Raw genomic sequence first — 26,345 nt, 5'->3', positions numbered from 1 at the left:
CCCGCTTCGAAGGTCAGCATGTCCAGCACATTGACCTCGTGCATCTTGCCGTCCGAGATGTGAATGAAGGCGGGGATGTTGCCGCGCAGATCCAGCAAGGTGTGCAGCCTTACCGCCGCTTTGGTCGTCCGAAACGGCGCCCATGGAAACAGCGACAGGCACAAGTCGATGGTCGTGGCATCCAGCGCGTACACCGTGTTGGAGAGCTCGATACCAAAGCTGTCGTTGCAGTACAGCTTGCGCGCCCGCTTGATCAGCAGCGCGGCCAAATCGGCCCAGATGTGCCAGTCGCGCCCTTCGTTGGCATCGGCCAGCGTCGAGCGTTTGACCGGTGCGCGAAAACCCATGCTGTAAAGCTTCGTCTGGTTGGCCAGCAGGCAGGTTTCGATATCGCGCAGACTCTCGCGGTAGGTCAGTTGCGCAAAGGCCATGGCACGGAATTGTTCGGTACAGGCCAGGCTGCGAACCCCGGAATCTCCACCGTAGCGCGCCACGATGCGCGCAAAACTGGTCCACGGTACGAACTCCATGATCTGCGCGAACAGCGTCTTGCCCATGTTCATAGCTCACCTCCAGCGGAATCGACCACTGGACGTTACTTGAACCGGAATATGGGTAAACTGATTTCAAATCGGCACCAAAATATTTGCGCCACAAACCCACCCGTTATTGAGCTTCGTGGCGAGAATGACTAATTTAACCGGACACTACTGTATCCATTTCATCGTTTATAAAAATTGGGCGCGCATCTTACAACAAGGCCGCTTTCAGCAAAAACGAATGTTTCACGTGAAACGTTCGCTTAATACTCACTTCCCAATACAAAACTTTCCAAATATTTCACCCAGCAGGTCGTCCGCTACAAACTCACCTGTGATCTGATTCAAGGCGCGTTGGGCTTGACGCAACGATTCGGCCTGCAATTCCAACAGTTTGCTGTGCATCGCCTCTCTCACGTTTTCCAGCGCCTCGCCAATTGCCTTCAAATGCCGGGCGCGCGCCATAAAAACACCGTCTTCCTGATGCCAGCCGACATGACTGAGCATGATTTCCTTCAATTCATCCACACCCTGCCCAGTTTTGGCGGAAAGATAGATGTGCACCCCCGCCTCTCGCTCTTCGACCCAACATTTTTCGCCAGTCAAATCGATCTTGTTGTGCACAAAGATTACAGGTCTGCCCATCATTAGATTCTCGGCAATAAAAGAAGCTTCAAGATGGACAGGGTTTGATTCATCAATCAACACCAGAACCAAGTCAGCCTTTGCCATGTTTTGCCGCGTCCTGGTGATGCCCATCAGTTCGATGCTGTCGTCAGTTTGGCGTATGCCCGCAGTATCAATCACGTGTAGCGGCACTCCGTTGATCTGCAAAACCTCGCGTATCGCATCGCGCGTTGTCCCGGGAATATCGCTGACGAGCGCCACCTCTTCTCCGGCCAGACAGTTAAGCAAGCTGGATTTGCCTGCATTGGGTGGGCCGACAAGGACAATATGCGCGCCTTCACGCAGAATACTGCCTTGTCTGGCCAGTGTTTGGATATGGGTGAGTTGCGACTGAACAGCTTCGAGTTTTTCCCTGATGAAATGCTGCCCTGATAACGGCACATCCCCTTCTTCCGGAAAATCAATCATTGCTTCAATGTAGGCACGAAGTTCAATCAGCATTGAAACAACCGCATGGATCGCCGCCGAAAAATCACCCTCCAGAGAACGGACAGCACTTCGCGCCGCCTGCTCGGTGGTTGCCGCAATCAGGTCCGCGACACTTTCAGCTTGGGCAAGGTCCAGCTTGCCGTTCAAGAAAGCACGCTGGGTAAACTCTCCAGGTTGTGCGAGTCGCGCCCCGAGCTCGATACAGCGATTCAAAAGGATGCGTGTAACAGCGATGCCGCCATGTCCTTGCAATTCAAGAACATCTTCGCCGGTATAGGAATTTGGGGCAGGAAAGTAAAGCGCGATGCCATGATCGATAATGGCTCCCTTTGAATCCAAAAAGGGAGTGTAGCGGGCATATCTGGCTGGGGGCATGAAGCCAAGCAGCGCTTGGCCAAATTTGGCCAGGTCGCGCCCCGACAGACGCACCACCCCAATTCCACCCTGGCCGGGTGCGGTGGCAATGGCGGCTATGGTTTCAGGATTTTGCAACACCCTTTTGTGCCATTTCAGCCCCATGCGTTATATACCACTGCTGGGCGATGGAAAGGATGTTGTTCACGATGGAATACAACACCAGTCCGGCTGGGAAGAAGAAAAAGATCACACTGAAAGCGATCGGCATGATCTGCATGATCTTTGCTTGCAGAGGATCTGCTGGTACCGGGTTGAGCCGGCTTTGCAGCAACATGCTGAGGCCCATGATGACAGGTAATACGTAATAAGGGTCGGACACCGACAAGTCCACGATCCAGCCTATGAATGGCGCATGGCGCAGTTCAACGCTCTCCAGAATCGCCCAATACAACCCAATGAATACCGGAATCTGAATGAGAACCGGCAAACATCCCCCCAAAGGATTGATTTTTTCGGTTTTGTACAGCTCCATCATCTCTTTGTTGAGCCGCTCGCGATCCTCACCGTACTGCTTCTTGATCCTTTCGAGCTTGGGAGCCAACACCCGCATTTTCGCCATGGAGCGATAGCTGGTCGCTGACAGCGGGAAAAAGGCGAGTTTGATTAACACCGTCAACAAAATGATGGCCAAACCCCAGTTGCCTACCCATTCATACAGGAAAGACATCAACCAAAACAGGGGGGCGGCAAAAATGGTAAAAATCCCGTAATCAACAGTCAACCCGAGGCCCGGAGCGATTTCATCAAGCTTGGATTGGGCGGGCCCTGCGTAGAACCGGGCGGAAATTTGGGTGTGCTCGCCTGGTTTGATCTCCGGCACGGGCATCACCAACCCTGCAGAGAATAGCCCACCATTCAGTTTTCTGGCGTAAAACTCTCGTTGTGCGCCTTGTTGAGGTATCCATGCCGATACAAAATAATGTTGCAGCATGCCTACCCACCCGTTGTCAGAAGCAGCAGGCAAGGCTGGCTTGTTTTTCTCAATACTGGAAAACTCTACTTTTTTGAACTTTTCGGCATCCGTATAAAAAGCCGGTCCGGTATAAGTTGGAATAAATGCCGAGGCCCCTTCCGGAGTGCCAGAATCCCGCACAATCTGGAAATAAGCCGATGGAGTTAATGCCGTATTCCCTGTGTTTTCAATTTTATAAGAGACATCAATTAGATAGCTGCCACGATGGAAAGTGTATATCTTGCTGACCCGCACATTTTTTTCGATGGTTGGCGTGAGCACAACCGCAATCTGTTCGGCACCCTCTTCCAGTTTGTATTCTTTTTGGTTTACACGAAAGCTTGCTAAATGGGCAGGAAGACCTTCCCCCAGCAAACCTGATTGGGCAAGATACGTTCTGTTGTCCTGTTGCTGCAAGAGGACGATCGGTTTGCTTGTATCTTTCGCTTCATGGTGTTTGAGCAGGGCGACCTGTTGCAAATTGCCGCCCGCAGTATTGATTTCCACGTCCAGCAGATCCGTGACAACCTTGATTTTTTCTCCCGCCACAATGGAATCAGCATTGACCGGAGCAGAAGTAGCGATTGCTGGCCGACTGATGGGTTGCGGTACGGGTGAAGTCGGAACTTCAGCACTCGATTTGGCTTCCGGTTGGTTCCGGTTATTCCATTCTCCCCACAATACAATCAGTGAGAATGAAAAAACAATAAACAACAAAAGACGCCGGGTTTCCATTTGAATATCACCTGATTTTAGCTAGGGAACCGGGTCGTGACCGCCCGCGCTCCAAGGGTTGCATCTTGCCACGCGCCAGACTGCCAGCCATAGCCCTTTTATCGGGCCATGTTTGACAATTGCTTCTTCTGCATACTCTGAGCAGCTAGGATGAAATCTGCATGCCGGGGGCAATATCGGACTTATCAAAAACTTGTAGCCACGCAGCAAAGCAAGAAGGAATTTCTTCATTTTTTTTGAAGAAGCCCGTATATCAAATTGGATAGGGCGGTACGCGCATTACGATAATCCGACATATTGATGTGAGATCGCAATCGGACCAAAATATCCCGCTCTACCCCCTCGCGGTCTAGTGTGCGAAAACACTCCCGGATCATTCTCTTGATCCTGTTTCGTTGCACAGCTTTGCGCACAAAGCGCTTCCCCACTGTCAAACCAAGGCGGGAACGACCAATTTGGTTGGGTAACGAATAGACGGCGAACCACTGATTGGATTGCGCCTTTTGTTGCAAGATAGAGGCAAAACCATCCCTGCGTGTCAATTTGCTCCGCTTGGGGAAATTAAATCGCCCGCGCGTATTAGACTCCCAAGCGAACACGGCCCTTTGCGCGTCTGGCTGCAATCACGGCACGACCACCCTTGGTTTTCATGCGAACCAAAAAACCATGCGTACGTTTGCGTTTGGTGACAGAAGGCTGAAATGTGCGTTTCATTGTTTAATCCTTTGTTCAATTTGTAAAAAGCGCGCAATTACAATGGCAAGGACGCATTCTGTCAAGCTTAATTTATATTGTGGATAACTTTTTAGAGAGCTTGTAGAATGCATCGACCTTAAGCTTCTTAAAAATTCAAGCATGTCTGCTCCTGCTGTTTCCACCAACTGCCAGCGCTACTTCAAAGAACTGCTTCCCGCGCAGCAATACAATTCTTGGATCAAACCCCTGCGTTTTGAAGTTGTTGGCAATCGTCTGGTATTGACTGCGCCAAATAGTTTTACGATGCGGGTCATCCAAGAAAGATTTCTTGCGGACATCTCTCAACAGGCCGCTCCCTTCTTTGATTCCATCCCTGAAATAGAGCTGCGCCTGGAAAAAGTCAGGCGCGAACCTTTGTTGGAACAGAAGGTTTCACCCTCAAAGCACAATGAAATAGTGACCCCTGTTAAATTGACTAAAACAGGCAATAAACTCAACCCTCAACTCACTTTTGAATCCTATGTAACCGGAAAAGCTAATCAGCTGGCACATGCGGCTGCGTTGCAAGTCGCTGAAAAACCAGGTAAATCATATAATCCATTGTTTGTTTATGGTGGGGTGGGTTTGGGGAAAACTCACTTGCTGCAGTCAATAGGGAACCTGGTAGCAAAAGAAAATCCGCAAGCAAAAATTTGTTATATCCACGCCACGAACTATGTATCCGGTGTTGTAAAAGCTTTTCAAACCAAAAGTTTTGATGAATTCAAGCAGTACTACAACGCCCTGGATTTGCTTTTGATTGACGACATTCAATTCATAGCGGACAAACCCGGTACGCAACAAGAGTTTTTTTACACGCTGAACTCATTGATCGACGCAAACAAACAGGTTGTAATCTCCTGTGATACTTTCCCAAAAGAGATTACAGGGATAGAGCCAAGACTGACTTCTCGTTTTACCTGCGGTTTAACGGTTGCAATCGAGCCGCCAGGACTTGAAATGCGGGTGGCAATACTGTTACAGAAAACTGCCCACAGCGAAAAACCGATTGGTGAGGATGTCGCATTTTTTATTGCGAAGCATGTGCGATCAAATATTCGTGAACTGGAAGGCGCGCTTAACCGGATTGAGGCTTATGCTCGATTTCATAAGAGCGAAATTTCAATCGAACTAGCCAAAGAAGCCCTCAAGGACTTGCTTGCAGCACAAAATAAGCAAGTTTCGATAGAAAATATTCAAAAGACGGTTGCTGATTTTTACAGATTAAAAATCATAGACTTGATATCAAAAAAGAGAACTAGAATAATCGCACGTCCCCGCCAGATCGCCATGTCACTGGCAAGAGAATTGACTCAATTTAGTTTGCCTGAAATTGGAAATGCTTTTGGGGGACGCGATCACACAACTGTGCTGCACGCTTGCAAGACAATCGAAAATTTACGCAACTCTGATGAAACAATAGCGGCTGAATTTAATTTGCTCCATCAAACCTTGCGTTCATAAATGAAAAAGATGTTTGTTTTGTTGATATATCAATTTTTTTAAACTGGGTGGAAAACAATCCACAAACAATCAACATTTAAACTGGCGATTTAGCACAATGTTTGTCCATATATTAGACATTGAATTATTGGATTAAATTTAGTTTCACACAGAATTTTCGGCGATTACTATTGTTATTAATGAAATAGGATAAAAACATGTTTATCAAACAAATCAATCGTAACGAATTACTGAAGCCTCTTCTGGCTGTTGGTGGAATCGTTGAAAGAAAACAACCGCTGCCGATTTTATCGAACGTGTTGTTGAAAAAGAATGAGCGTGGAATGAGTTTGTTGAGTACGGATCTTGAAATCCAGATCGAAGTTCAACTCGAAATCCAATTACCCCAGAACGGCGGGCCCGAAGCCATCACCGTTTCAGCCAAAAAACTCCAGGATATTCTTAAAGCAATCCCGGAAGAAAGTATCGTTAACCTGGATACACAGGAAAACAAGCTGCAAGTAAAAGCAAATAAAAGCAAATTCAGTTTACAGACGCTTCCCGCCCAAGATTTTCCCGCCCTCACTGAACAATTGGAAGGTGCGACTAGAATCAGAATCCAACAAGGAAAACTGAAAAAGCTACTGAACTCAGTCCAGCACGCGATGGCTCAACAGGATATTCGCTACTACCTGAATGGTGTTTTGATGGTGATTGAAAGTAATTCGATCAAAATGGTGGCAACAGACGGCCACCGTTTGGCATTCATCGCAGAAACCATGGAACAGGATTATCCGAAACTGGAAGTCATACTGTCCCGCAAAACCGTGAACGAATTGATGAAGTTGCTGGCTGACAACGAGGCAGAGATCGAAATCGAGCTCGCTGAAAAACAAGTTAGATTCAAATTTTCCAATATCACTATGACATCCAAAGTGATTGACGGAAAATTCCCCGATTACACACGCGTCATTCCAAACCACAGCAATCACTTGGTGGTAAACCGAGTGGTGCTGATGCAAGCCTTGCAACGGGCCGCAATCCTTTCAAATGAAAAATTCAGAGGAGTCAGGTTGTTACTCACTGAAAACAACCTGCAAATTATCAGTAGCAACAGTGAACAGGAAGAAGCACAAGAAGACATTGAAATCAAATACACAGGCCAAGCCCTAGATATCGGATTTAATGTTATTTACTTGGTTGAAGGAATGAGTTTTTTGAGTACCGAAGAGGTAACACTGTCCTTTGGAGATCAAAACAGTAGTCTGTTAATCACAACTCCAAAGCAAGATAATTACAAATACGTAGTTATGCCGATGCGTATTTAATATGTTTCACGTGAAACAGAAAGCAATAAGAAAATGAGCGACAACTACGACGAATCGAGCATCCAGCAACTTGAAGGTTTGGAAGCGGTACGCAAGCGCCCAGGTATGTATATCGGTGATACATCGGATGGGACAGGGTTACATCACATGGTGTTTGAAGTGGTCGATAACGCTATCGATGAATCTTTGGCGGGGCATTGTGATGAAATAAATGTAATTATTCATGGTGATAACTCCATATCTGTATCTGATAATGGGAGAGGCATTCCTATTGGTATCAAGTTTGATGACAAACACGAACCTAAACGATCGGCTGCAGAAATAGTCATGACCGTCCTGCATGCCGGGGGAAAATTTAATCAGAATAGTTACAAGGTTTCAGGAGGGTTGCACGGAGTGGGCGTTAGCTGTGTTAATGGGTTGTCTGAATGGCTGAAACTCACAACGTATCGTGACGGAAAAAAATATGGCTTGGCTTTTGTGCGGGGTATCGCAAAAGACCGTTTGATTGAAAAACAAAAGGGTGTTGAGGTTTCTCCCGTACCTGTTTTGGGAGAAAGCAACAAACGCGGAACCGAAGTTCATTTCCTTGCTGACCACGAAATCTTCGGACAAGTCGAGTTTCATTATGAGATTCTGGCAAAACGATTGCGTGAATTATCATTTCTGAACAATGGGGTAAAGATTGAATTAATCGATCAGCGTACGGGAAAAAGTGAGAATTTTGCCTATTCAGGAGGGGTGCGCGGCTTTGTTGAATACATGAATAAAAACAAAGCGGTTCTACACCAGAATCCCTTCCAGGCGACAGGTGAAAAAGACAATGTTGTAGTAGATGTGTCGATGCAATGGAATGACAGTTATTCCGAGGTGGTGCAATGCTTCACCAACAACATTCCGCAACGCGACGGGGGTACACACCTGACGGGTCTGCGCATGGCGATGACTCGAGTTATCAATAAATACATCGAAGAGCACGAGTTTGCCAAAAAAGCCAAGGTAGATACTGCTGGCGATGATATGCGCGAAGGTTTGACCTGTGTTCTTTCCGTAAAGGTGCCGGAGCCAAAATTTTCATCACAAACAAAGGATAAGCTGGTTTCAAGTGAAGTTCAGCCCGCAGTACAAGAGGTGGTTGCACAAAAGCTTACGGATTATCTGCTTGAGAATCCAATCGACGCCAAGATTATTTGTGGCAAGATCGTCGAGGCTGCCCGCGCACGCGAGGCCGCTCGGAAGGCGCGCGAACTGACTCGTCGCAAGGGTGTGTTAGATGGTATTGGTTTGCCAGGAAAGCTGGCTGATTGTCAGGAGAAAGACCCCGCCCTCTCCGAACTTTATCTGGTTGAGGGTGATTCCGCCGGCGGTTCAGCCAAACAGGGGAGAGACCGGAAATTTCAAGCCATTCTGCCGCTCAAGGGGAAAATCCTCAATGTGGAAAAGGCTCGCTTCGAAAAACTCATCGCCTCGCAGGAAATCGCCACGCTTATCACAGTTCTGGGTACGGGCATTGGAAAGGATGAATACAACGCCGACAAGCTACGCTATCACCGAATCATTATTATGACCGACGCGGATGTGGATGGTGCCCATATCCGCACGCTGTTGCTCACCTTCTTCTATCGTCAAATGCCAGAACTGGTCGAGCGCGGGCACATCTATATCGCACAACCGCCTTTGTACAAGATAAAACAGGGGCGCGACGAGCGTTATCTCAAGGATGAGCTCGAGTTAAAGAACTATATGCTTGGCGCTGCGCTGAAGAATGCTGCTTTTTTCCCTGCTCTCGATGCTGCGCCCATCCAGGGTGAAGCGCTGGGTGAAATAGCCAAGCAATATTTTCTCTCCGAAGCCGTCATCGATCGTCTATCGCACTTCATTGCACCTGAAGCGAGCCATGCCTTGCTCATTTTGCCCGCCCTGTCGCTGTCTGATGAAACACAGGCACAAAAAAGCGCCAAATTGTTGCAAGACGCATGCGGCGGCATGATCAAAGCTCAAGCTGAAGTCGATGAGCAGGGCGAGTTGCGCCTGCGCTTGGAAAAGCTGCTCCACGGCAATTATTCCCTCACTTATCTCGACCGCGCATTCCTTGAAAGTGGAGATTACGCGCAAATCCGCCAGACTGCCGAAGCCTTGCATGGCCTGATCTCGCCGACCGCTTACGCCATGCGCGGCGATCAGAAACGCGGCATATCCAGCTTCAAGCAAGCCATCGAGTGGCTGCTGGAAGAAGCCAAAAAAGGCGTCAGCATCCAGCGCTACAAAGGCTTGGGTGAGATGAACCCCGAACAGTTGTGGGAAACCACCATGGACGTGAAGAACCGCATCCTGCTACGTGTGCGTATCGAAGATGCCATCGGAGCGGACGAGATATTCACTACCCTGATGGGAGACGTCGTTGAGCCCCGACGTGCGTTTATTGAAAAGAATGCGCTGGGAGTCAAGAATCTCGATGTTTGATCGTTAAAGGTTAAAACTTAACCGCAAGAAAAAATTGATGGCCAAAAACCGAGAGCGGAGTATGAGTCATCTCAACATAGTCATCCTCGCTGCCGGCAAGGGCACGCGCATGTATTCCGACAAGCCGAAAGTGTTGCATGCCCTGGCAGGGAAGCCGCTGCTGCAGCACGTGCTGGATAGTGCAAATGGGCTACAGCCGCAGCAGATGTGTGTTGTGTATGGGCATGGCGGCGAGGCTGTGCCGCAAGCGATGCAGGATTATGCTGCGACGTTCGTTGTTCAAGAGCCGCAGCTGGGAACCGGGCATGCGGTGCAGCAGGCCATGCCGTATTTCGAGGACGACAGCCGCACGCTGGTGTTGTACGGCGATGTGCCGCTGATTCGGCACAGCACCCTGCATCAGATGCTGCAGGCGGGCGAAGGGCTGGTTTTGCTCACTGTCAATCTGGACATTCCTGCCGGTTACGGACGCATCGTGCGCAACGCGCAAGGTGACGTGCAGTCTATCGTGGAAGAAAAAGACGCCACGCCGGAACAACGCGAAATTGGCGAAGTGAACACCGGCATCCTGCTGGCCCCCACGCGAAAATTACGCAAATGGCTGGGCAGACTGGGAAACCTCAATGCACAAGGTGAGTACTACCTGACCGACATCGTGGCGATGGCGGTGCAGGACGGCGTGGCAATTCATACCATACAACCTGCCCATCGCTGGGAAGTAGAAGGCATAAACAATAAATTGCAACTGGCCTCCCTCGAACGGGTATGGCAACAAAATGCAGCCCGTGAACTGCTGGCGCAGGGCGTAACGCTCGTCGATCTGGCGCGGTTGGATGTGCGCGGAAATCTCGTCTGCGGTCGCGACGTCGAGATTGATGTCGGCTGCATATTCGAGGGCGAGGTAAAGCTGGGCGAGCGCGTGCGCGTGGGGGCCTACAGCATCATCCGCAACTCGACACTCGCGCAAGGCACACAGATTGCACCCTACAGCCATATCGACAGCAGCGAAGTGGGCGCTAACTGCCGCATTGGGCCCTTTGCAAGGCTGCGTCCTGGCACGAAACTGGACGCGGAAGCCCACGTCGGAAATTTTGTCGAGATCAAGAACAGCGAGATCGGACACGGAAGCAAGGCCAACCATTTGAGCTACATCGGCGACAGCTCCGTCGGACAGCGGGTCAACATCGGGGCCGGCACGATCACCTGCAATTACGACGGCGCCAATAAATATCGCACCGTCATTGGCGACGATGCTTTTATTGGTTCCGATACGCAACTGGTGGCGCCGGTGACCGTTGGTGCGGGCGCAACGATAGGGGCCGGGTCAACGATCACCAGGGACGCGCCGGACAATCAACTGACCCTGTCGCGCAGCAAGCAGGTCAGCATCAGCGGCTGGCAGCGTCCGCAAAAGGGGAAAAAATAACATGTGCGGAATCGTTGGCGCCGTCGCCCGGCGTAATGTTGTGCCGATTCTGGTGAACGGGCTGTTGCGCCTGGAATATCGCGGTTACGACTCGGCCGGGCTGGTCGTGGTGCATGACGCGCAACTGGACCGCGTGCGTAGCACCGGACGGGTTGCCGAGTTGGCACTAAAAAGTTCAGGCCTGTACGGAGAGCTGGGAATCGCCCACACGCGCTGGGCGACCCACGGCATTCCATCCGAGCGCAACGCGCATCCGCACGTCAGCCGCAATCTGATTTCTGTGGTACACAACGGCATCATCGAAAATTACGAAGTGCTGCGGGCCGAGCTGACCGAGCAAGGCTACGAGTTCACTTCGGATACCGATACCGAAGTGATTGCCCATCTGATTCACAGCCATTACGCCCAGGGCAACCTGCGGGTGGCCACGCAGATGGCATTGGCGCAACTGGTTGGCGCTTATGCGATTGCCGTGGTGGCGGCGGACAATCCGCATCAGTTTATTGCAGCCAGAAAGGGAAGCCCGCTGCTATTGGGCGTCGGCGAGAGTGAGCACTACGTCGCGTCCGACATGTCGGCGCTATTGCAAGTGACGAAGAACGTGGTGTACCTGGAAGAGGGGGATGTGGTCGAGGTGAATCTTGCCAACTATCGCATCTTCGATGCAAAAGGCAACGCGGTACAGCGCCCGCTGCATGTCAGCGAACTGGACAACGACAGCGTGGAACTGGGCGAGTACCAGCACTATATGCAGAAGGAAATTCACGAGCAACCGCAGGCGCTGGCCAACACGCTGGAAGCGGTATGCAACAGCCAGTCGCTGGTGCCCGGAATCTTTGGCGCGGAAGCCGCCGGCATTTTCCCGCAAGTTGAAAGCATCCTGATTCTTGCCTGCGGCACGAGCAACCATGCAGGTCAGGTTGCGCGCTACTGGCTGGAAGAGATTGCAGGGATTCCGTGCGGGGTGGAAGTCGCCAGTGAATATCGCTACCGCACCAGCGTTCCCAATCCAAAAACCCTTGTCGTCACCATTTCGCAATCCGGCGAAACGGCAGATACGCTGGCCGCGCTGAATCACGCCAAAGCCACCGGACACAGTTTTACACTGGCCATTTGCAACGTTCCGGAAAGCGCCATCGTGCGCCAGTCGAAATTGCGTTTTCTGACCCGTGCCGGGCCGGAAATCGGGGTTGCCTCGACCAAGGCCTTCACCACCCAGCTGGTCGTCTTGTTCCTTCTGACGTTGGTGTTGGCGAAATTGCGCGGCCGGCTGGATGAAAATCGGGAACAGCAATTCCTGCAGGAACTGCGGCATTTGCCCGCTGCCGTGCAGAAAGTGCTGGCGCTGGAACCGCAGATTGCCGAGCTTGCGAAACATTTTGCCGACAAACACCATGCCCTGTTCCTGGGGCGCGGCATGCATTTCCCCATCGCAGCGGAAGGCGCGCTCAAGCTGAAAGAGATCTCGTACATTCATGCCGAGGCGTATCCGGCGGGTGAATTGAAGCACGGACCTTTGGCGCTGGTGGACAGGGACATGCCGGTGGTATCGGTCGCTCCTAATGATGCCTTGCTGGAAAAGCTGAAATCGAATCTGCAGGAAGTCAAAGCGCGCGGGGGCGAGTTGTATGTGTTTGCCGACGCCAATACTCACATCAAGGAAGCGGACGGGATACACATCCTGCAAATGCCCGAACACGCAGGCTTTTTGAGTCCTATTCTGCATACCGTACCGTTGCAACTGTTGGCATATTACGTCGCATTGCAGAAGGGAACGGATGTGGACAAGCCAAGAAACCTCGCGAAATCCGTTACGGTGGAATAATGACGCTTTGTGAACGCGAGGTTTTTTGGCTTGCGGTGAAAGACTAACCTGCGCAGCAGGTTAAGCCCGAAAGGGCGGTCGAAACCACAAGCCCCGCAATCTCGCAAAGTCGGTCACGGTTGAGTGAACGACTTTGCGGAGGCTTGTGGCGAAGGCGCTCTGGCGCAGCAAGTTAAACCCCGCAGGGGTGGCCGAAGCCACGAGCCGCTGAAAAATCAAAACAACGATTTACCGGCGGCGCACACCCGTTCCCACTTATGTGGAGACGTATCGACATGGCGGTCATCGCCGTATTCAACCAAAAGGGGGGCGTGGGCAAAACCACCACCTGCCTGAATCTGACGGCGGCGCTGTCCCTGGCACAGCGCACCCCGATCGCGCTCGACATGGATCCGCAAGGCCATTTGAGTCTGGCCTCCGGCTTGAAGCACGGGACCACCCGGCAGCACAGCATCGTGTCCTTTTTCAAGGATAAAACCCCGCTCGCCCGACTGCTGTATGAAACACCCGCGGGCTGGCAACTGATTCCCGCCACCCTGGAGCTCTCCAAGATCGATGCTTTGTATGGCAGCGATCCGCAAGCTGCGGGGCTGCTCAAACAGGGTTTGGCCGAGGAACTGGCCCTTACCGGCGCGCCGATATTGATCGACTGCTGCCCGATGCTGGGGGTGTTGACACTGAATGCCTTGCTGGCAGCGGACAAGGTGTTGATCCCGGTGTCGGCTGACTATTTGTCGCAGCATGGCGTGCACCGGCTGGACAGCGCGCTCAACGTGCTCGAGAAGAAGCTGCAACGCACGTTCGAGCGGCGCATCGTGGTGACACGCTTCGACTCGCGCCGCAAGCTTTCTTATGACATTTACGACAAGCTCAAAGAGCGCTACGGCGATCTGGTGTGCAAGACGCGCATTGGGGAGACGGTCGCCCTTGCCACCAGCCCAATGCATGGGTTGGATGTATTCGCTTATGCGCCGCATAGTCCGGGTGCGGCAGACTACCGCGCACTGGCAAAAGAGTTAATGGACAGCGGCTTCGTTTAGCGAAACTCGCGCGGCGATTCGTTCGCCCTTTCTCCCGCTTGCGGGGGAAAGTTGGATAGGGGGAAACGAACAGGGCAAGTTTGATCAGCATGGGCGGCACATTGGCCATGCCAGTTAGACGAGGTGGATGCCGGCTGCCAGGGCCAGCGTTGCGGCCAGCAGCAATGCAATGACGGACAACCACAGGTTGCGCTGTTTTTGTTGGGCCAGCATGGCGCGCAACAGCGGTTCGAGTGGCTCGTGCGGCGCGTTTTGCAAGCGCTGATGGATCAGGCGCGGCAGTTGCGGAAACAGGGTGGCAAAGCGGGGCGCCTCGCGGCGCAGGCCTTTGATGAAGCCGCGCCAGCCGATCTGCTCGCTCATCCAGCGTTCCAGCCAGGGTTTCGCGGTCTTCCACAGATCCAGTTCCGGATCGAGTTGCAAACCCAAGCCCTCGATGTTGAGCAGGGTCTTTTGCAGCAGAACAAGTTGCGGCTGAATCCGGATGCCAAAGCGGCGCGAGGTCTGGAACAGCTTCAGCAGGATGCGGCCGAACGAGACTTCCTTGAGCGGCTTGTCGAAGATGGGTTCGCACACGGAGCGGATCGCGGCCTCGAATTCATCCACCCGGGTGTCCGCTGGGGCCCAGCCGGATTCGATGTGCAATTCGGCGACGCGCTTGTAATCGCGGTTGAAGAACGCGATGAAATTGTGCGCCAGGTAATTCTTGTCGGTCTCGGTCAGCGTGCCCATGATCCCGAAGTCGAGCGCAACGTAGCGCCCGTCAAAGGCGACCAGGATATTGCCCGGGTGCATGTCGGCATGGAAGAAGCCGTCGCGGAAAACCTGGGTGTAAAAAATCTCGACTCCGTCGCGCGCAAGTTTGGAAATGTCGATTCCGGCCGCGCGCAAGGCTGCGGTCTGGCTGACGGGGATGCCGTGCATGCGCTCCATCACCATGATGCCCTCGCTACACCAGTCCCAATAGACTTCAGGAACCTGGAGCAAGCGGGCATCGGCGAAATTGCGCCGCAACTGGCTGGCGCTGGAGGCTTCGCGCATCAGGTCCAGTTCGTCGTGCAGGTATTTTTCGAATTCGGCGACGACTTCCTTGGGGCGCAGGCGTTTGCCGTCTTCCCACCAGCGTTCGATCAGACCGGCGCAGACATCGAGCAGCGCAACATCGTGCGCAATGATGGGGGCAATACCCGGGCGCAGAATTTTTACCGCCACCTCGCGTCCGTCAGGCAGGCGGGCAAAGTGCACCTGTGCCACTGAAGCGCTGGCAACGGGCGTTTCATCGAATTCCACAAATACCGCATGCAGTTTTTTGCCGTATGTCTGCTCCAGGATGGCAACTGCCTGAACGGAAGGGAAAGGCGGCACTTGATCCTGCAACAGCGCCAGTTCTTCGGCAATATCAGGAGGAATCAAATCACGCCGGGTGGAAAGGAGCTGGCCGAACTTGACGAAAATGGGGCCCAGGGTTTCCAGCGCAAGGCGCAGGCGGACCGCGCGCGGGCGCGAGGTGTCGCGGAAGAACAGCAATAGATTGAGCGGGCGCAACAGCCAGCGCGTACGCACATGCGCCAGCAGGAATTCGTCCAGACCGTAACGGAGGACGACAAAGACGATTTTGAACAAGCGCAGGGAACGCATGGCGGAATTACGCAAATGCACAGGCGCGGCGAATTTGCCGTGCCCGTAAGTGTACTTTAAAACAGCATCTAGCCTTGCTGGATTCCTGCCAGCAGCCAGACGGCGCGGTCATCCTGCAAATTTTTCTGCACATGCCAGATCTCGTCGAAATTCTCCGGTGCGCCATTGTTCTCGCGAATTTGGCCGCTCAAACGAACACTGGCGGTGGCCAGCCCGTTTTCCGTGACCACCTCCAGCAATTGCGCGTTGACGAAACCGACATCGGTCCGTTGCGGCGCATCCCCGCGTTCCTGCAATTGCATGCTGATTTCGGCGAACATCTCCGGCGTGGTGTATTCGCGGATATCGTTCAGGTCCTTGCGGTCATTGGCCGCCTGCAGGCGGATGAAAGAAGTTTTGGCGCTGCGCAGGAAACTCTCCACCGGAAAATCGGCCGGTATGTTGGCCGGTGCGGTCGGGGACGAGCCACTCTGGCTGGTGGGCTGCAAGGGTGCCGCGTCGCCGTAGGGTACCCCGGCTCCGGCATATTGCATGGCCGGCGGAACCGGCTTTTTACGCAGCAGCGAAAACAGGAAAAACACGGTCAGCGCACCCAGCACAAGCATCAGCAACAGGCCCGCCCCTTCGCTCAAACCGAAATGCGAGAACAGCGCAGCCAATCCCAGACCGGCGGCAATCCCGGCCAGCGGGCCGACCCACTTGTTGGCTTGTTTGGCTGGAGTGGCGGCGGGTGAAGAGGGCGCGGCCTGTTGGCCGGGGGCCGCATCTGGAGATTTTTGCGGCGGCGCACTCATCGTCCGCTGTTTGCCGATACTCCCACCGCCGCCGAAACGTTTTGCCTCGGCGTTTGCGGCGAGCAGGGAAAGGCTGGTCAGCGTGATGGTCAGGAAAATGGCAAAACGTCTCATGCGAACTCACGGGTAAGCGCCAGGCGCGAAGGTCGGAATTATAGCGTCAGAAGGGAGGCGCATGTTCGATGCAAAGCGTTTCCCCGCTGGCAGGATGGGTAAAGCCGAGCGTGCAGGCATGCAGCAACAGGCGCGGGGCGGAGGCTGCCTCCCCGTACAGGGCATCGCCCAGGATGGGGTGGCCGATTGCTGCAAGGTGCAGGCGCAATTGGTGGGTGCGACCAGTGACGGGTTCCAGCGCCACACGCGAGCGGGAGTCTTGCGCGTCAAGCACGCGATATCGGGTCAGCGCAGGTTTGCCGTGCAGTGTGTCGATCCGCTGTCTGGGACGCTGCGGCCAGTCGGCACAGAGCGGCAGATCGATTTCCCCTTCAGCCGGTTCCATGCGTCCCGCGACGACAGCTTCGTACCTTTTGTACATCTGGCGCTGTTGAAACAGAATCGACAATTGGCGCTGCATTGGGCGATTGCGCGCGAACAGCATCAGGCCGGAAGTCGCCATGTCCAGACGGTGCACGACCAGGGCCTCCGGAAAATCCCGGCGAAGTCGCGCCCACAGACAATCCTGCTTGTCCGCGCCCCGCCCCGGGACTGCGAGCAGCCCGGCGGGTTTGTTGACAATGAGCAAGTGCGCATCGTGGAAAATGAGGTTTGGCATTGCAAGTGCGCAGACACTCAAGGTCAGACAGGTTGAACAAGAATGTTCGAGAGCAGGCGCGCTTGCAAGCCACCTCTGTCGATCACCGCGTCAGTCCGGCACACGATTCGACACTTCGATCAGATTCTGGTCCGGATCGCGGAAATAAACCGAAATGATCGGACCCGTTGCCCCGGTGCGCTGAACTGGCCCCTCGATCAACGCAACATTGCACACTGAAAGGTGGCGCATCACTTCAGACAGCGGGATTGACGTGATAAAACACAGATCGGCCGAACCCGGAGTGGGTTGCTCGGCCTTGGGCTCATGCTCCCGGCCGTGCTGATGCAAGTTGATCTTCTGCGTGCCAAACGACAAGGCCTTGCGCCCGCTGGCGAACGTAACAACCTCCATGCCCAAAACCCTGGAATAGAAAGACAGGCTGATATCGATGTCGCTGACGGTCAATACCAGGTGGTCAAGGCAGTCAATTTTCATGGCATGGCGGCACCGAATCGGTGCCTATCCTGCAAAAAAAGGGCACATAAACCGTTTCAATTGACCTCCGCGATCACCGGCGTGTGATCCGAGGGCCGCTCCAGTTTGCGCGGGGCCTTGTCGATGGTGCATGCCGTGCATTGCAGCGCGGGGCTGACTAGAATATGGTCGATGCGCAGGCCCTGGTTGCGGCGGAAGGCCAGCATGCGGTAGTCCCACCAGGAATAACTTTTCTCTGCCTGTTCGAACAGGCGGAAGGCGTCGCGCAGGCCGAGCGACTGCAGGGCATGGAATGCGGCGCGTTCCGGTTCGCTCACCAGCACATTGCCTTGCCACGCCTGGGGATCATGCACATCGCGGTCTTCCGGCGCGATGTTGTAATCGCCGAGCAGCGCCAGCTTCGGGTATTTTGCCAGTTCGCCGCGCAACCACCCGGTCAGCGCCGCCAGCCATTGCAGCTTGTAGGCGTATTTGTCGGAACCCACTTCCTGCCCGTTCGGCACATACACGCAGACGATGCGGACGTCGCCGAGGGTGGCGGCGACGACGCGCTTTTGTTCGTCCGCGAAATCCGGGATGCCATAGTGCACCTCGCTGATCGGTTCCCGGCTCAGGATGGCGACGCCGTTGTAGGTCTTCTGGCCGGAAAAGGCGCAGTGATAGCCTGCCGCCTGCAAGTCTGTCACCGGGAAATTCTTGTCCTCGCTTTTTGTTTCCTGCAGGCAGACCACATCCGGCCGCGCGTCCGCCAGCCAGCCCAGCAAATGCGGCAGGCGCACCTTGAGCGAATTGACGTTCCAGGTCGCGATCTTCATGGGGAGGTGCGGGGACGATAGGGCGCGGTTTTGGGATATCCGGCGAGATCCAGTTCCTTGTTCCAGTCCGCGGCGAGGAAGCCGCTCAACCAGGCCTTGCCGACGGTCGCTGCCGGCACGCGATTGTTGCCGGAAGCCCGGCGCAAGGCCTCCACTTCTTCAGTCGTGTTGACCTGTTTCTCGCTGAAGGGAATGCCGCGCTGTAGAAGAAATTCGCGCGCTACCTGGCACGGTGAACCGCATCCTTCGGACACGTACAGCGTGACCGGGAAATACTGCATCGCGCGCCGGGTCTCGTAGGGAAGGCTCTCATCCGGCGCAGGCTGCTGGCCCAGATGCAACTGCTCGACCTCGTTCGTCCCGGGCAGCGGCCGGTCGCTGTAATGCACCTTGCCTTGGGCATCGATGGAGCGATACAACTCGCCGGCTTGCGCACTTGCCGCAAGCAGGCAGGCAATGACCATTGGTAGCAATTTCATGGCGCCTCCCTATGCATTTTCAACCAGACCATTATGCCGCAACAGCGCATCGATGGCGGGAGCGCGGCCACGGAAAGCGGTGAATGATTCCATCGCAGGGCGCGCACCGCCCATCGCCAATATCTCGCTACGGAAGCGCGAGCCGATCTCCGGGTTGAGCACGCCATGTTCCTCGAACAGGCTGTAGGCATCGGCCGACAACACTTCCGCCCATTTGTAGCTGTAATAACCGGCCGCATAGCCGCCGGCAAAGATGTGCGAGAAACTCTGCGGGAAGCGGTTGAATTCGGGCGGGATGAGTACCGCCACTTCGGTACGCACCTCGTCCAGCAGTTGCAAAATGCTCTTGCCCTGGCCGACCTGAAAATGGCTGTGCATCAGCATGTCGAACAGGGCGAACTCGATCTGGCGCAGGGTGGCCAGACCGCTCTGGAAGTTCTTCGCGGCGAGCATCTTGTCGAACAGGGCGCGCGGCAATTTACCGTGGGTGTCCACGTGGCGCGTCATGCCTTGCAGCACATCCCACTCCCAGCAGAAGTTCTCCATGAACTGGCTGGGCAGTTCCACCGCGTCCCATTCCACGCCGTTGATGCCGGACACGCCCAGATCTTCCACCTCGGTCAGCAGGTGGTGCAGGCCGTGGCCGAATTCATGGAACAGGGTCTGCACCTCGTCGTGGGTGAACAGCGCGGGTTTGCCGCCGACCGGCGCCGAAAAGTTGCAATTGAGATAGGCCACCGGTGTCTGGATGCGGCCATCCTCCAGGCGGCGGCGGGTAATGACGTCGTCCATCCACGCCCCGCCGCGCTTGCTGTTGCGTGCATACAAATCCATGTAGAACTGGCCGACCAGAACATCCTTGTCAGTGCGGATGTCGAAGAAGCGTACCGTCTCGTGCCACACCGGCGCGCGGGATGTCTTGATGTGCAGGCCATACAGCGTTTCCACCAGCTTGAACAGCCCGGCCAGCACGGCATCCTCGGGGAAATACTGTTTCACTTCCTGTTCGGAAAAGGCGTAGCGTTGCTCGCGCAGTTTCTCGCTGGCATAGGCCACATCCCACGAGCGCAAATCATTCAAGCCAAGGTTCGTCTTGGCGAACTCGCGCAGTTCGAGCAAATCCTTTTCCGCAAAAGGACGCGCGCGTTGCGCCAACTCGCGCATGAAGTCCGCCACCTGTTGCGGGGTCTCCGCCATCTTGGCGGCAAGCGAAAGTTCGCCGTAGTTGGCGAAACCGAGCAACGCCGCTTCTTCGGTACGCAGCGCCACAATCTCGTCCATCAAGGGCGTGTTGTCCCATTGGAGATTGCCAAACTCGGAAGCGCGCGTGGCATAGGCACGATATATCTTTTCGCGCAGCGCGCGGTTGTCGGCGAACTGCATCACCGGCAGATAAGACGGTGCCTTCAGCGTGAACAGCCAGCCGGTCTTGCCTGCGGCTTCTGCGGCCTCGCGTGCAGTCTGCAACACATCTTCCGGCAGTCCGGCCAGTTCGCCGCGCTGCTCAACCACCCGCGTGAAATCGTTGGTCGCATCGAGGATGTTGTCGGAGAAGCGCGAGGACAGTTCGGATTGGCGTTCCTGGATTTCCAGATAACGCGCCTTCTTGTCATCGGGCAACTCGGCACCGCCCAAGCGGAAATCGCGCAACTCGTTCTCGATGATCTTCTTGCGTGCCGCGCTCAATCCCTCGAACTCGGCGCTGTTGCGCAGTGCCTTGAATTTCTGGAACAGCGCGAGATTTTGTCCCAGCTCCGCGTAGTAGGTCGTGATCTTGGGCAAGGTCGCGTTATAAGCATCGCGCAACTCGGGCGAATTCATCACCGCGTTCAAATGTCCCACCGGCCCCCAGGCGCGCGACAGGCGCTCGTTGGCGTCCTCCATTGGGCGCACGAAATTATCCCAGGTGGGTAGCGAGTCATCCGCCAACAAACGCGTGACGAGCGCGCGGTTCTCATCAAGTAGTTGCTCGATGGCGGGCGCGACATGTTCGGGTTTGATCTGCGCGAAGCGCGGCAGACCGGAGAAGTCGAGAAGGGGGTTCATTGCTTGCTGTTCCTTGGATCCGTCATCTCCGTCATTGTCGGGATGACGGGTTGACTACTGTTGAAAAACGATCTGGCCGTCGAGCAGTGTATAACGCACGCGGCCCTGCATCTCATAGCCGTTGAATGGCGTGTTCTTGCCCTGGCTGCGGAGTGCGGCGGGTTCGACCTTCCAGTCTGCCTGAGGATCAAAAACGCAAATGTCCGCATGCGCGCCCACCGACAGATGCCCCATTTTCTGCCCCAGCAGTTGCGCCGGGTTGATGGTGATGCGGGCCAGCGCATGCGGCAACGGCACTTTTTCCTGCGCCGCCCACTTCAGCACCAGCGGCAACAACAACTCCAGTCCGGTCGCTCCGGCCTCCGCCTCGGCGAACGGCAACTGCTTCGCATCATCATCCACCGGCGAATGGTTGGAGCAGATGGCGTCGATGGTGCCATCCAGCAGCCCCTCGCGCAGCGCGGCACGGTCGCGCTGGCTGCGCAACGGCGGCATCAGGCGGCAGTTGGGATCGAAGTAGCTGATGTCGTTGTCGGTCAGGTGGACGTGGTTCATCGAGACATCGCAGGTCACATCCAACCCCTCGGCCTTGGCGGCGCGCACCATCGCCACCGCGCCGGCGCTCGACAGGCGGCACAGGTGAAGTTTGGCACCGGTCTCGCGCGCCAGTTGCAACTGGGTGGACAGCGCGATAGTTTCGGCCACCACCGGAATGGCGGGCAGGCCAAGCCGTGTGGCGACTTCGCCGTCATGCGCCACGCCGCTCCTGGCGAGGAAACTGTCCTGCGGGCGCAGCCACACGCGGTAGCCAAAGGTCGCCGCATATTGCATGGCGCGCAGCAGCACGCGGGTGTCGGTCAAGGGCGCATCGGCCTGGCTAAACGCCTTGCAGCCGGCCTCGGTCAGCTCGGCCATTTCTGTCAGTTCTGTGCCCTTCAGCCCGTAGGTCAGGGCGCCGACCGGAAACACGCGACATTGATTCAAGGAACGCGCGCGATACTTGAGCATCTCGACCAGCCCCGGCTCATCCAGCGGCGGATCGGTGTCAGGCGGACAGGCCAGGGAAGTGACGCCGCCCGCCACGGCTGCCGCCATCTCCGACTCCAGCGTCGCCTTGTATTCGTAGCCGGGTTCGCGCAACCGTGCCGCGACGTCAATCAGGCCGGGCATCACGAGCAGACCGGTGGCGTCTATTACCTGTTCGGCGACGAAACCGGATGGCGCGGTGCCGATGGCCGCGATGCGCCGGTCAATGAGGTACAGATCCTGCTGTGCGTCGATGTTGTTCCTGGGGTCGATCAGGCGACCGTTCTTAATTTGAATGTTCATGTCATGCCACTTTTTTTACAGCGTAGCGCCCACGTTTTTGTAGTAGTGTCAGTTGAGTTGCAGGCTCTGCTTTGTTGGTTGGATATCGTTTTGCAATATCAGTATATTCTGAAGCAAATGCGAAATCACAACCAGGCGTCTCTAATATCCGGCGTTGTGAAACACTAATTGCGGCGGGCGACTGATCAACTCCAATCGCATGGCGATCCAACGCCACAGAAGCAATCAATGTAGAAGCAGAACCGCAGAAGCAGTCAAGCACAGTCTGCCCAGGATTTGAGGACGTTGAAATTATCGTTTTGAGCATATCCGAATTTTTTTCAGTAGGGTATGAGGGATAAGGGCTGTCTCTCATATCCCATACATCCTGCAAGAGTCTGCCTGAAGATTCGTCGGCGTAAATGATACGGCGCGGATTTCCTGTCTTCGACCACTCAATCATGTACTGTCGATCCAGTTCTTCAAGTTCGTCTGGCGCACAACGCCAATGCCTGCCAGCAGGAGGGAGAAGACCCCGCCATGCCCTACCGGTAGGACCATTGCGGGTTTCCCCTGGTGCGTGCAACGGCACCGTCGTATAGCGACGGCCAGAACTATCTATTTTTGGGTAAAGCCGTTCTTCCTCGCTTCTCGAAAAAGGTTGCAGCGGCTCATTCCAAACATAGTCTTTTGATTTGGTATAAAAAAGCAACAAGTCTTTTTGATTTCCATAATTACGCCGCTTGAAGTTTTTCGGATTGCATTTGATTCTTGCAATATCCGCACGAAAATTAGTTGGACCGAAAATCTCGTCCATCAAAATCTTTACGTAGTGCCCAACCTTGTAATCGATGTGAAGATAAATTGACCCGTGATCGGCCATTACCTCACGCAATAAAATCAACCGCTCTCTCAAGAATTCCAGGAATGAAGCACCCGTTAACAAATCGAGGTACGCAACCGGACTGGTATTTTTGCTGCTGATGGTAGAAACCCTAGTTTCATCGTGTCGAAAAATTTTGTTAGTGGCAAATGGGGGATCGATATAAACCATGTCTATAGTGCCCGCCATATCACACTCTTGCAGCATCCAATTCAATGCATTCAGATTGTCAGAAGCAATCAACCAGTTTTCGCCCAGCAAAGTACGCTGTAATACCCCGTTCTCATCTTGTAACGCAGCCAATGGGGGGGCCGATAAAATTTCTTTTTCAGGTTTCTTGCCGGGATAATCGAGCTTAATCATGATTACAGACTGTAGAGAAACTCTCGAAGCACAAGTGCGCTCATTACGTTTTGTTTAGCGAGCTTTCCAACAAGTAATTTGTGCATTTTGTTATTGCTTGGAATGTAGGGAACACCGTCAATGATCCCGACTTTTACGGCATCGCCCAAATCAGTTGCAAGGAAATGCTGAACTACTTCAAGTTGATTGTTTTGGTTGCCGCCCCAATCCGAGAGAAACTTGGCTTCGCCTACCACAATTTTGCCATTGAAGCGGCAAATCAAGTCCAGACCTTTGTCGCTGCTGTAACCCAAATACTGGGCGGCGTAATCCTTAAATTCGGCATCACTCCCTATCATTACCGAGTCTTGCTTTGATTTATGGAAACGCTTCCAGTCAAGTGGTAAAACACCAAGTGCGCCCTTTTGTATCCAGTAGCGAAACATTGGACCAATTTGGCGGTTGGTTTCTTTGGGTTCGCGGCAACGGCGCCCCATTTCTGCCAAGCCCATTTCATAAAGCCTGCCACAAAGACGGTTGATTGTTTTGGGGTTGCGTGCGATTGCCTCTTTGTCGCGTCTTAAGTAAGAGACATAAGAATCCTTGATAGGGAATAGCTCCAGATTGAGCAAACTCTCAATTAACCGCTTGTGATCTTGTTGATTAAATGCGCGGGTTACCATTTCCCATTTATCCGGGTCGAGATCGCGCGATGTGTCTGGTACAAGTGGATAAACACGGAATAATTCATCCAGATAGTTTTTCTGGTTAGCAAATTCCAAGCTAAGTTTTAACCAAGGATTCAAGATGTTCTCCCCGCCAGCATGCTCATCACCGCCATGCGCACCGCGATGCCGAAGGTGACCTGCGGCAGGATTACCGCCTGCGAGCCGTCGGCTACGCTGGAGTCGATTTCCACGCCGCGATTCATCGGGCCGGGGTGCATCACGATGGCATCCGCCTTCGCCAGCGCGAGCCGCTCCTGGGTCAGGCCGTAGTATTTGAAATATTCCTGCGCCGAAGGCAGTAGCGCGCCCTGCATGCGCTCGTTTTGCAGGCGCAGCATCATCACCACGTCCACGTCCTTCAAGCCCTGATTCATGTCGTGGAAAACGCGAACGCCCAGTTTTTCGACGGCGGTCGGGAGCAGGGTCTTGGGGGCGACCACCCGCACTTCCGGCACGCCCAGCGTGGTCAGGGCATGGATCTGCGAGCGCGCCACGCGCGAGTGCAGCACATCGCCCACGATGGCCACGGTGAGGTTGTGGAATTCTTTCTTGTAGTGGCGGATGGTGAACATGTCCAGCAGCGCCTGGGTCGGGTGGGCGTGGCGACCGTCGCCGGCATTGATCACGTGGATGCCGGGCGCCACATGGCTCGCGATGAGGTGTGCGGCGCCGCTGGTCGAATGGCGCACCACGAACATGTCGGCGTGCATGGCGCACAGGTTGTCCACGGTGTCGAGCAGGGTCTCGCCCTTGCTGGTGGAGGAAGAACCGATGTTGAGGTTGACGACGTCGGCGGACAGGCGCTTGGCCGCGATCTCGAAGGTGGTGCGGGTGCGCGTGCTGTTCTCGAAAAAGATGTTGAACACGGACTTGCCGTGCAACAGCGGGACTTTCTTGATCTCGCGCGATTCGGCCAGATTAACGAACTCGCTGGCGCGGTCGAGAATGTCGCGCACGATGCGTACCGGGAGCCCTTCGGTGGTCAGCAGATGTTGCAGTTCGCCGTGCTTGTTTAGTTGCGGATTATTCATACGCTCATTCCCGCTGCGGGTTCGTCGAAATAGGCTTGCAGTATTTGCTGCGCCGCATATTGGTCGAGCAAGGCCTTCTGCTTTCTGCCGTGTATCCCTTCCTCATCCAGCGCTGAACTCGCAGCGGCGGAAGTATAACGCTCATCGACCAGAATCGTCGGCAAATTGAAGCGTCCTTTCAACTGGTTGGCGAAGCGGCGGCAGCGCGCGGTCATTTCGTGCGGCGTGCCGTCGTCGTTGCAGGGCAGGCCCACCACCAGCGCGGCCGGTTGCCATGCGGCGATCAGTGCGCCGATGCGTTCGAAGCGTACCGCGTTGCGCTCGCCGGCCAGCGTCTCCAGTGGACGGGCGCTGGCGGTGAGGCTGTTGCCGATGGCGATGCCGATGCGTTTGGTGCCGAAATCGAAAGCGAGTAGGGTGTCAGAAGGTCTGGAAGAAGTCGTGCCGTCAGGCATGGCCGGCTTCTTCCGACAGAGAAGCGAAATCCACGCCCAGCAACTTCATCGCGGCGGGCAGCCGATCCTCCGCCGGCAGGTCGAACAGGATATGTTCATTGGCGGGAACGCTGAGCCAGGCGTTGGCGGCGAGTTCCTGCTCCAGTTGCCCCTTGGACCAGCCGGCATAACCGAGCGAAACCAGCAGGTGCTGCGGCCCTTTGCCTTCCCCCACCGCCTGCAGGATGTCTTTCGAGGTGGTGAGGTTGACCTTGTCGTTGACCTGCAGCGTCGATTGCCATTTCCCCCCGGCGTCGTGCAGCACGAAACCGCGGTCGGTCTGTACCGGGCCGCCGAAATGGACCGGCATGTCATCCAGTTCGGACTGATTGAGCGGCATGTTGATCTGTGCGAACAATTCGCTCAGGGTCAGGCTGATCGGGCGGTTCACCACGATTCCCATTGCGCCCTCGTCGTTGTGCTCGCACACATAGGTCAGCGACTTGGCGAAAAACGGGTCGGTCATCGCCGGCATGGCGATCAGAAAGTGGTTGGTGAGATTGATATCGGACATGGCGG

The 26,345-nt window shown here is 54.7% G+C and carries 25 protein-coding genes; 6 read left to right on the top strand and 19 right to left on the bottom strand.

Translation table 11 applies throughout. The annotated features are described in order from the left end of the window. From ACKTSJ_RS04710 to rpmH, 6 genes are all read right to left on the bottom strand, one after another. Positions 1 to 563, bottom strand: a 563-nt coding sequence (locus tag ACKTSJ_RS04710) for a DUF4372 domain-containing protein (RefSeq protein ID WP_407897880.1), incomplete at its 3' end; no start/stop codon positions are given. Between the two features lie 246 nt (positions 564 to 809). Continuing rightward, positions 810 to 2,174, bottom strand: a complete 1,365-nt coding sequence (gene mnmE, locus ACKTSJ_RS04705; RefSeq protein ID WP_407897878.1) for a tRNA uridine-5-carboxymethylaminomethyl(34) synthesis GTPase MnmE — start codon at positions 2,172 to 2,174, stop codon at positions 810 to 812. Continuing rightward, positions 2,134 to 3,759, bottom strand: coding sequence for a membrane protein insertase YidC (gene yidC / locus ACKTSJ_RS04700; RefSeq protein ID WP_407897877.1), 1,626 nt, complete (start codon positions 3,757 to 3,759; stop codon positions 2,134 to 2,136). The genes mnmE and yidC overlap by 41 nt, the downstream gene beginning before the upstream one ends. 21 nt (positions 3,760 to 3,780) lie before the next feature. Further along, the gene (yidD, locus tag ACKTSJ_RS04695; protein ID WP_407897875.1) at positions 3,781 to 3,990 is read right to left on the bottom strand and encodes a membrane protein insertion efficiency factor YidD; all 210 of its coding nucleotides are present in this window, start codon (positions 3,988 to 3,990) and stop codon (positions 3,781 to 3,783) included. Further along, a complete protein-coding gene (gene rnpA / locus ACKTSJ_RS04690) occupies positions 3,987 to 4,358 on the bottom strand; it encodes a ribonuclease P protein component (RefSeq protein ID WP_407897873.1) in 372 nt (123 codons plus the stop codon). Before rnpA ends, yidD begins: the two co-directional genes overlap by 4 nt. Continuing rightward, complete coding sequence (gene rpmH, locus ACKTSJ_RS04685) at positions 4,339 to 4,473, bottom strand: 50S ribosomal protein L34 (RefSeq protein WP_407897871.1); 135 nt, start codon at positions 4,471 to 4,473, stop codon at positions 4,339 to 4,341. Before rpmH ends, rnpA begins: the two co-directional genes overlap by 20 nt. Before the next feature lie 141 nt (positions 4,474 to 4,614). Here rpmH and dnaA point away from each other — a divergent pair, with 141 nt between their 5' ends. From dnaA to ACKTSJ_RS04655, 6 genes are all read left to right on the top strand, one after another. Then, entirely contained in the window at positions 4,615 to 5,958 is a 1,344-nt protein-coding gene (dnaA, locus tag ACKTSJ_RS04680) for a chromosomal replication initiator protein DnaA (protein ID WP_407897869.1), read from the top strand. Between the two features lie 197 nt (positions 5,959 to 6,155). Continuing rightward, the gene (gene dnaN, locus ACKTSJ_RS04675; RefSeq protein WP_407897868.1) at positions 6,156 to 7,265 is read left to right on the top strand and encodes a DNA polymerase III subunit beta; all 1,110 of its coding nucleotides are present in this window, start codon (positions 6,156 to 6,158) and stop codon (positions 7,263 to 7,265) included. Between the two features lie 33 nt (positions 7,266 to 7,298). Continuing rightward, entirely contained in the window at positions 7,299 to 9,728 is a 2,430-nt protein-coding gene (gyrB, locus tag ACKTSJ_RS04670; protein WP_407897866.1) for a DNA topoisomerase (ATP-hydrolyzing) subunit B, read from the top strand. Between the two features lie 61 nt (positions 9,729 to 9,789). After that, the gene (gene glmU / locus ACKTSJ_RS04665) at positions 9,790 to 11,154 is read left to right on the top strand and encodes a bifunctional UDP-N-acetylglucosamine diphosphorylase/glucosamine-1-phosphate N-acetyltransferase GlmU (protein WP_407897864.1); all 1,365 of its coding nucleotides are present in this window, start codon (positions 9,790 to 9,792) and stop codon (positions 11,152 to 11,154) included. Between the two features lies 1 nt (position 11,155). Next, on the top strand, positions 11,156 to 12,979 hold the full coding sequence (gene glmS / locus ACKTSJ_RS04660) for a glutamine--fructose-6-phosphate transaminase (isomerizing) (RefSeq protein ID WP_407897863.1): 1,824 nt from the start codon (positions 11,156 to 11,158) through the stop codon (positions 12,977 to 12,979). Between the two features lie 275 nt (positions 12,980 to 13,254). Continuing rightward, positions 13,255 to 14,019, top strand: coding sequence for a ParA family protein (locus tag ACKTSJ_RS04655; RefSeq protein ID WP_407897862.1), 765 nt, complete (start codon positions 13,255 to 13,257; stop codon positions 14,017 to 14,019). Between the two features lie 114 nt (positions 14,020 to 14,133). Here ACKTSJ_RS04655 and ubiB read toward each other — a convergent pair whose 3' ends face one another. The 13 genes from ubiB to ACKTSJ_RS04590 all read right to left on the bottom strand — a co-directional run bounded on the left by ubiB (position 14,134) and on the right by ACKTSJ_RS04590 (position 26,340). Further along, a complete protein-coding gene (gene ubiB, locus ACKTSJ_RS04650) occupies positions 14,134 to 15,657 on the bottom strand; it encodes a ubiquinone biosynthesis regulatory protein kinase UbiB (RefSeq protein WP_407897860.1) in 1,524 nt (507 codons plus the stop codon). Between the two features lie 68 nt (positions 15,658 to 15,725). Further along, the gene (locus tag ACKTSJ_RS04645; RefSeq protein WP_407897858.1) at positions 15,726 to 16,565 is read right to left on the bottom strand and encodes a TIM44-like domain-containing protein; all 840 of its coding nucleotides are present in this window, start codon (positions 16,563 to 16,565) and stop codon (positions 15,726 to 15,728) included. A 46-nt stretch (positions 16,566 to 16,611) separates the two neighbouring features. Continuing rightward, positions 16,612 to 17,223: an RluA family pseudouridine synthase gene (locus ACKTSJ_RS04640; protein WP_407897856.1), complete on the bottom strand. Its 612-nt coding sequence runs from the start codon at positions 17,221 to 17,223 to the stop codon at positions 16,612 to 16,614. Positions 17,224 to 17,313: 90 nt separating this feature from the next. Further along, positions 17,314 to 17,700 (bottom strand): VOC family protein, encoded by a 387-nt coding sequence (locus ACKTSJ_RS04635; protein ID WP_407897854.1) that lies wholly within the window; start codon positions 17,698 to 17,700, stop codon positions 17,314 to 17,316. A gap of 56 nt (positions 17,701 to 17,756) precedes the next feature. Continuing rightward, positions 17,757 to 18,515, bottom strand: a complete 759-nt coding sequence (gene xth / locus ACKTSJ_RS04630; protein WP_407897852.1) for an exodeoxyribonuclease III — start codon at positions 18,513 to 18,515, stop codon at positions 17,757 to 17,759. After that, entirely contained in the window at positions 18,512 to 18,994 is a 483-nt protein-coding gene (locus ACKTSJ_RS04625) for a glutaredoxin family protein (protein ID WP_407897851.1), read from the bottom strand. Before ACKTSJ_RS04625 ends, xth begins: the two co-directional genes overlap by 4 nt. A 9-nt stretch (positions 18,995 to 19,003) precedes the next feature. Further along, positions 19,004 to 21,040, bottom strand: a complete 2,037-nt coding sequence (locus ACKTSJ_RS04620) for a M3 family metallopeptidase (protein WP_407897849.1) — start codon at positions 21,038 to 21,040, stop codon at positions 19,004 to 19,006. Positions 21,041 to 21,094: 54 nt separating this feature from the next. Beyond that, complete coding sequence (locus tag ACKTSJ_RS04615; protein WP_407897847.1) at positions 21,095 to 22,369, bottom strand: dihydroorotase; 1,275 nt, start codon at positions 22,367 to 22,369, stop codon at positions 21,095 to 21,097. A gap of 1 nt (position 22,370) precedes the next feature. Next, complete coding sequence (locus ACKTSJ_RS04610) at positions 22,371 to 23,594, bottom strand: site-specific DNA-methyltransferase (RefSeq protein WP_407897845.1); 1,224 nt, start codon at positions 23,592 to 23,594, stop codon at positions 22,371 to 22,373. 2 nt (positions 23,595 to 23,596) lie between these two features. Beyond that, entirely contained in the window at positions 23,597 to 24,379 is a 783-nt protein-coding gene (locus ACKTSJ_RS04605; protein ID WP_407897844.1) for a hypothetical protein, read from the bottom strand. Continuing rightward, positions 24,376 to 25,332 carry an aspartate carbamoyltransferase catalytic subunit gene (locus ACKTSJ_RS04600; RefSeq protein ID WP_407897842.1) on the bottom strand — a complete coding sequence of 319 codons (957 nt, stop codon included), beginning with the start codon at positions 25,330 to 25,332 and terminating at the stop codon, positions 24,376 to 24,378. The genes ACKTSJ_RS04605 and ACKTSJ_RS04600 overlap by 4 nt, the downstream gene beginning before the upstream one ends. Next, entirely contained in the window at positions 25,329 to 25,787 is a 459-nt protein-coding gene (gene ruvX, locus ACKTSJ_RS04595) for a Holliday junction resolvase RuvX (RefSeq protein WP_407897840.1), read from the bottom strand. The genes ACKTSJ_RS04600 and ruvX overlap by 4 nt, the downstream gene beginning before the upstream one ends. Then, entirely contained in the window at positions 25,780 to 26,340 is a 561-nt protein-coding gene (locus tag ACKTSJ_RS04590) for a YqgE/AlgH family protein (RefSeq protein WP_407897839.1), read from the bottom strand. The genes ruvX and ACKTSJ_RS04590 overlap by 8 nt, the downstream gene beginning before the upstream one ends. Positions 26,341 to 26,345: the final 5 nt, after the last annotated feature.

Origin of the sequence: Ferrigenium sp. UT5 (assembly GCF_045866295.1) — a bacterium.
Taxonomy (GTDB): domain Bacteria; phylum Pseudomonadota; class Gammaproteobacteria; order Burkholderiales; family Gallionellaceae; genus Sideroxyarcus.
This window is presented reverse-complemented; position numbering and strand designations above follow the sequence as displayed.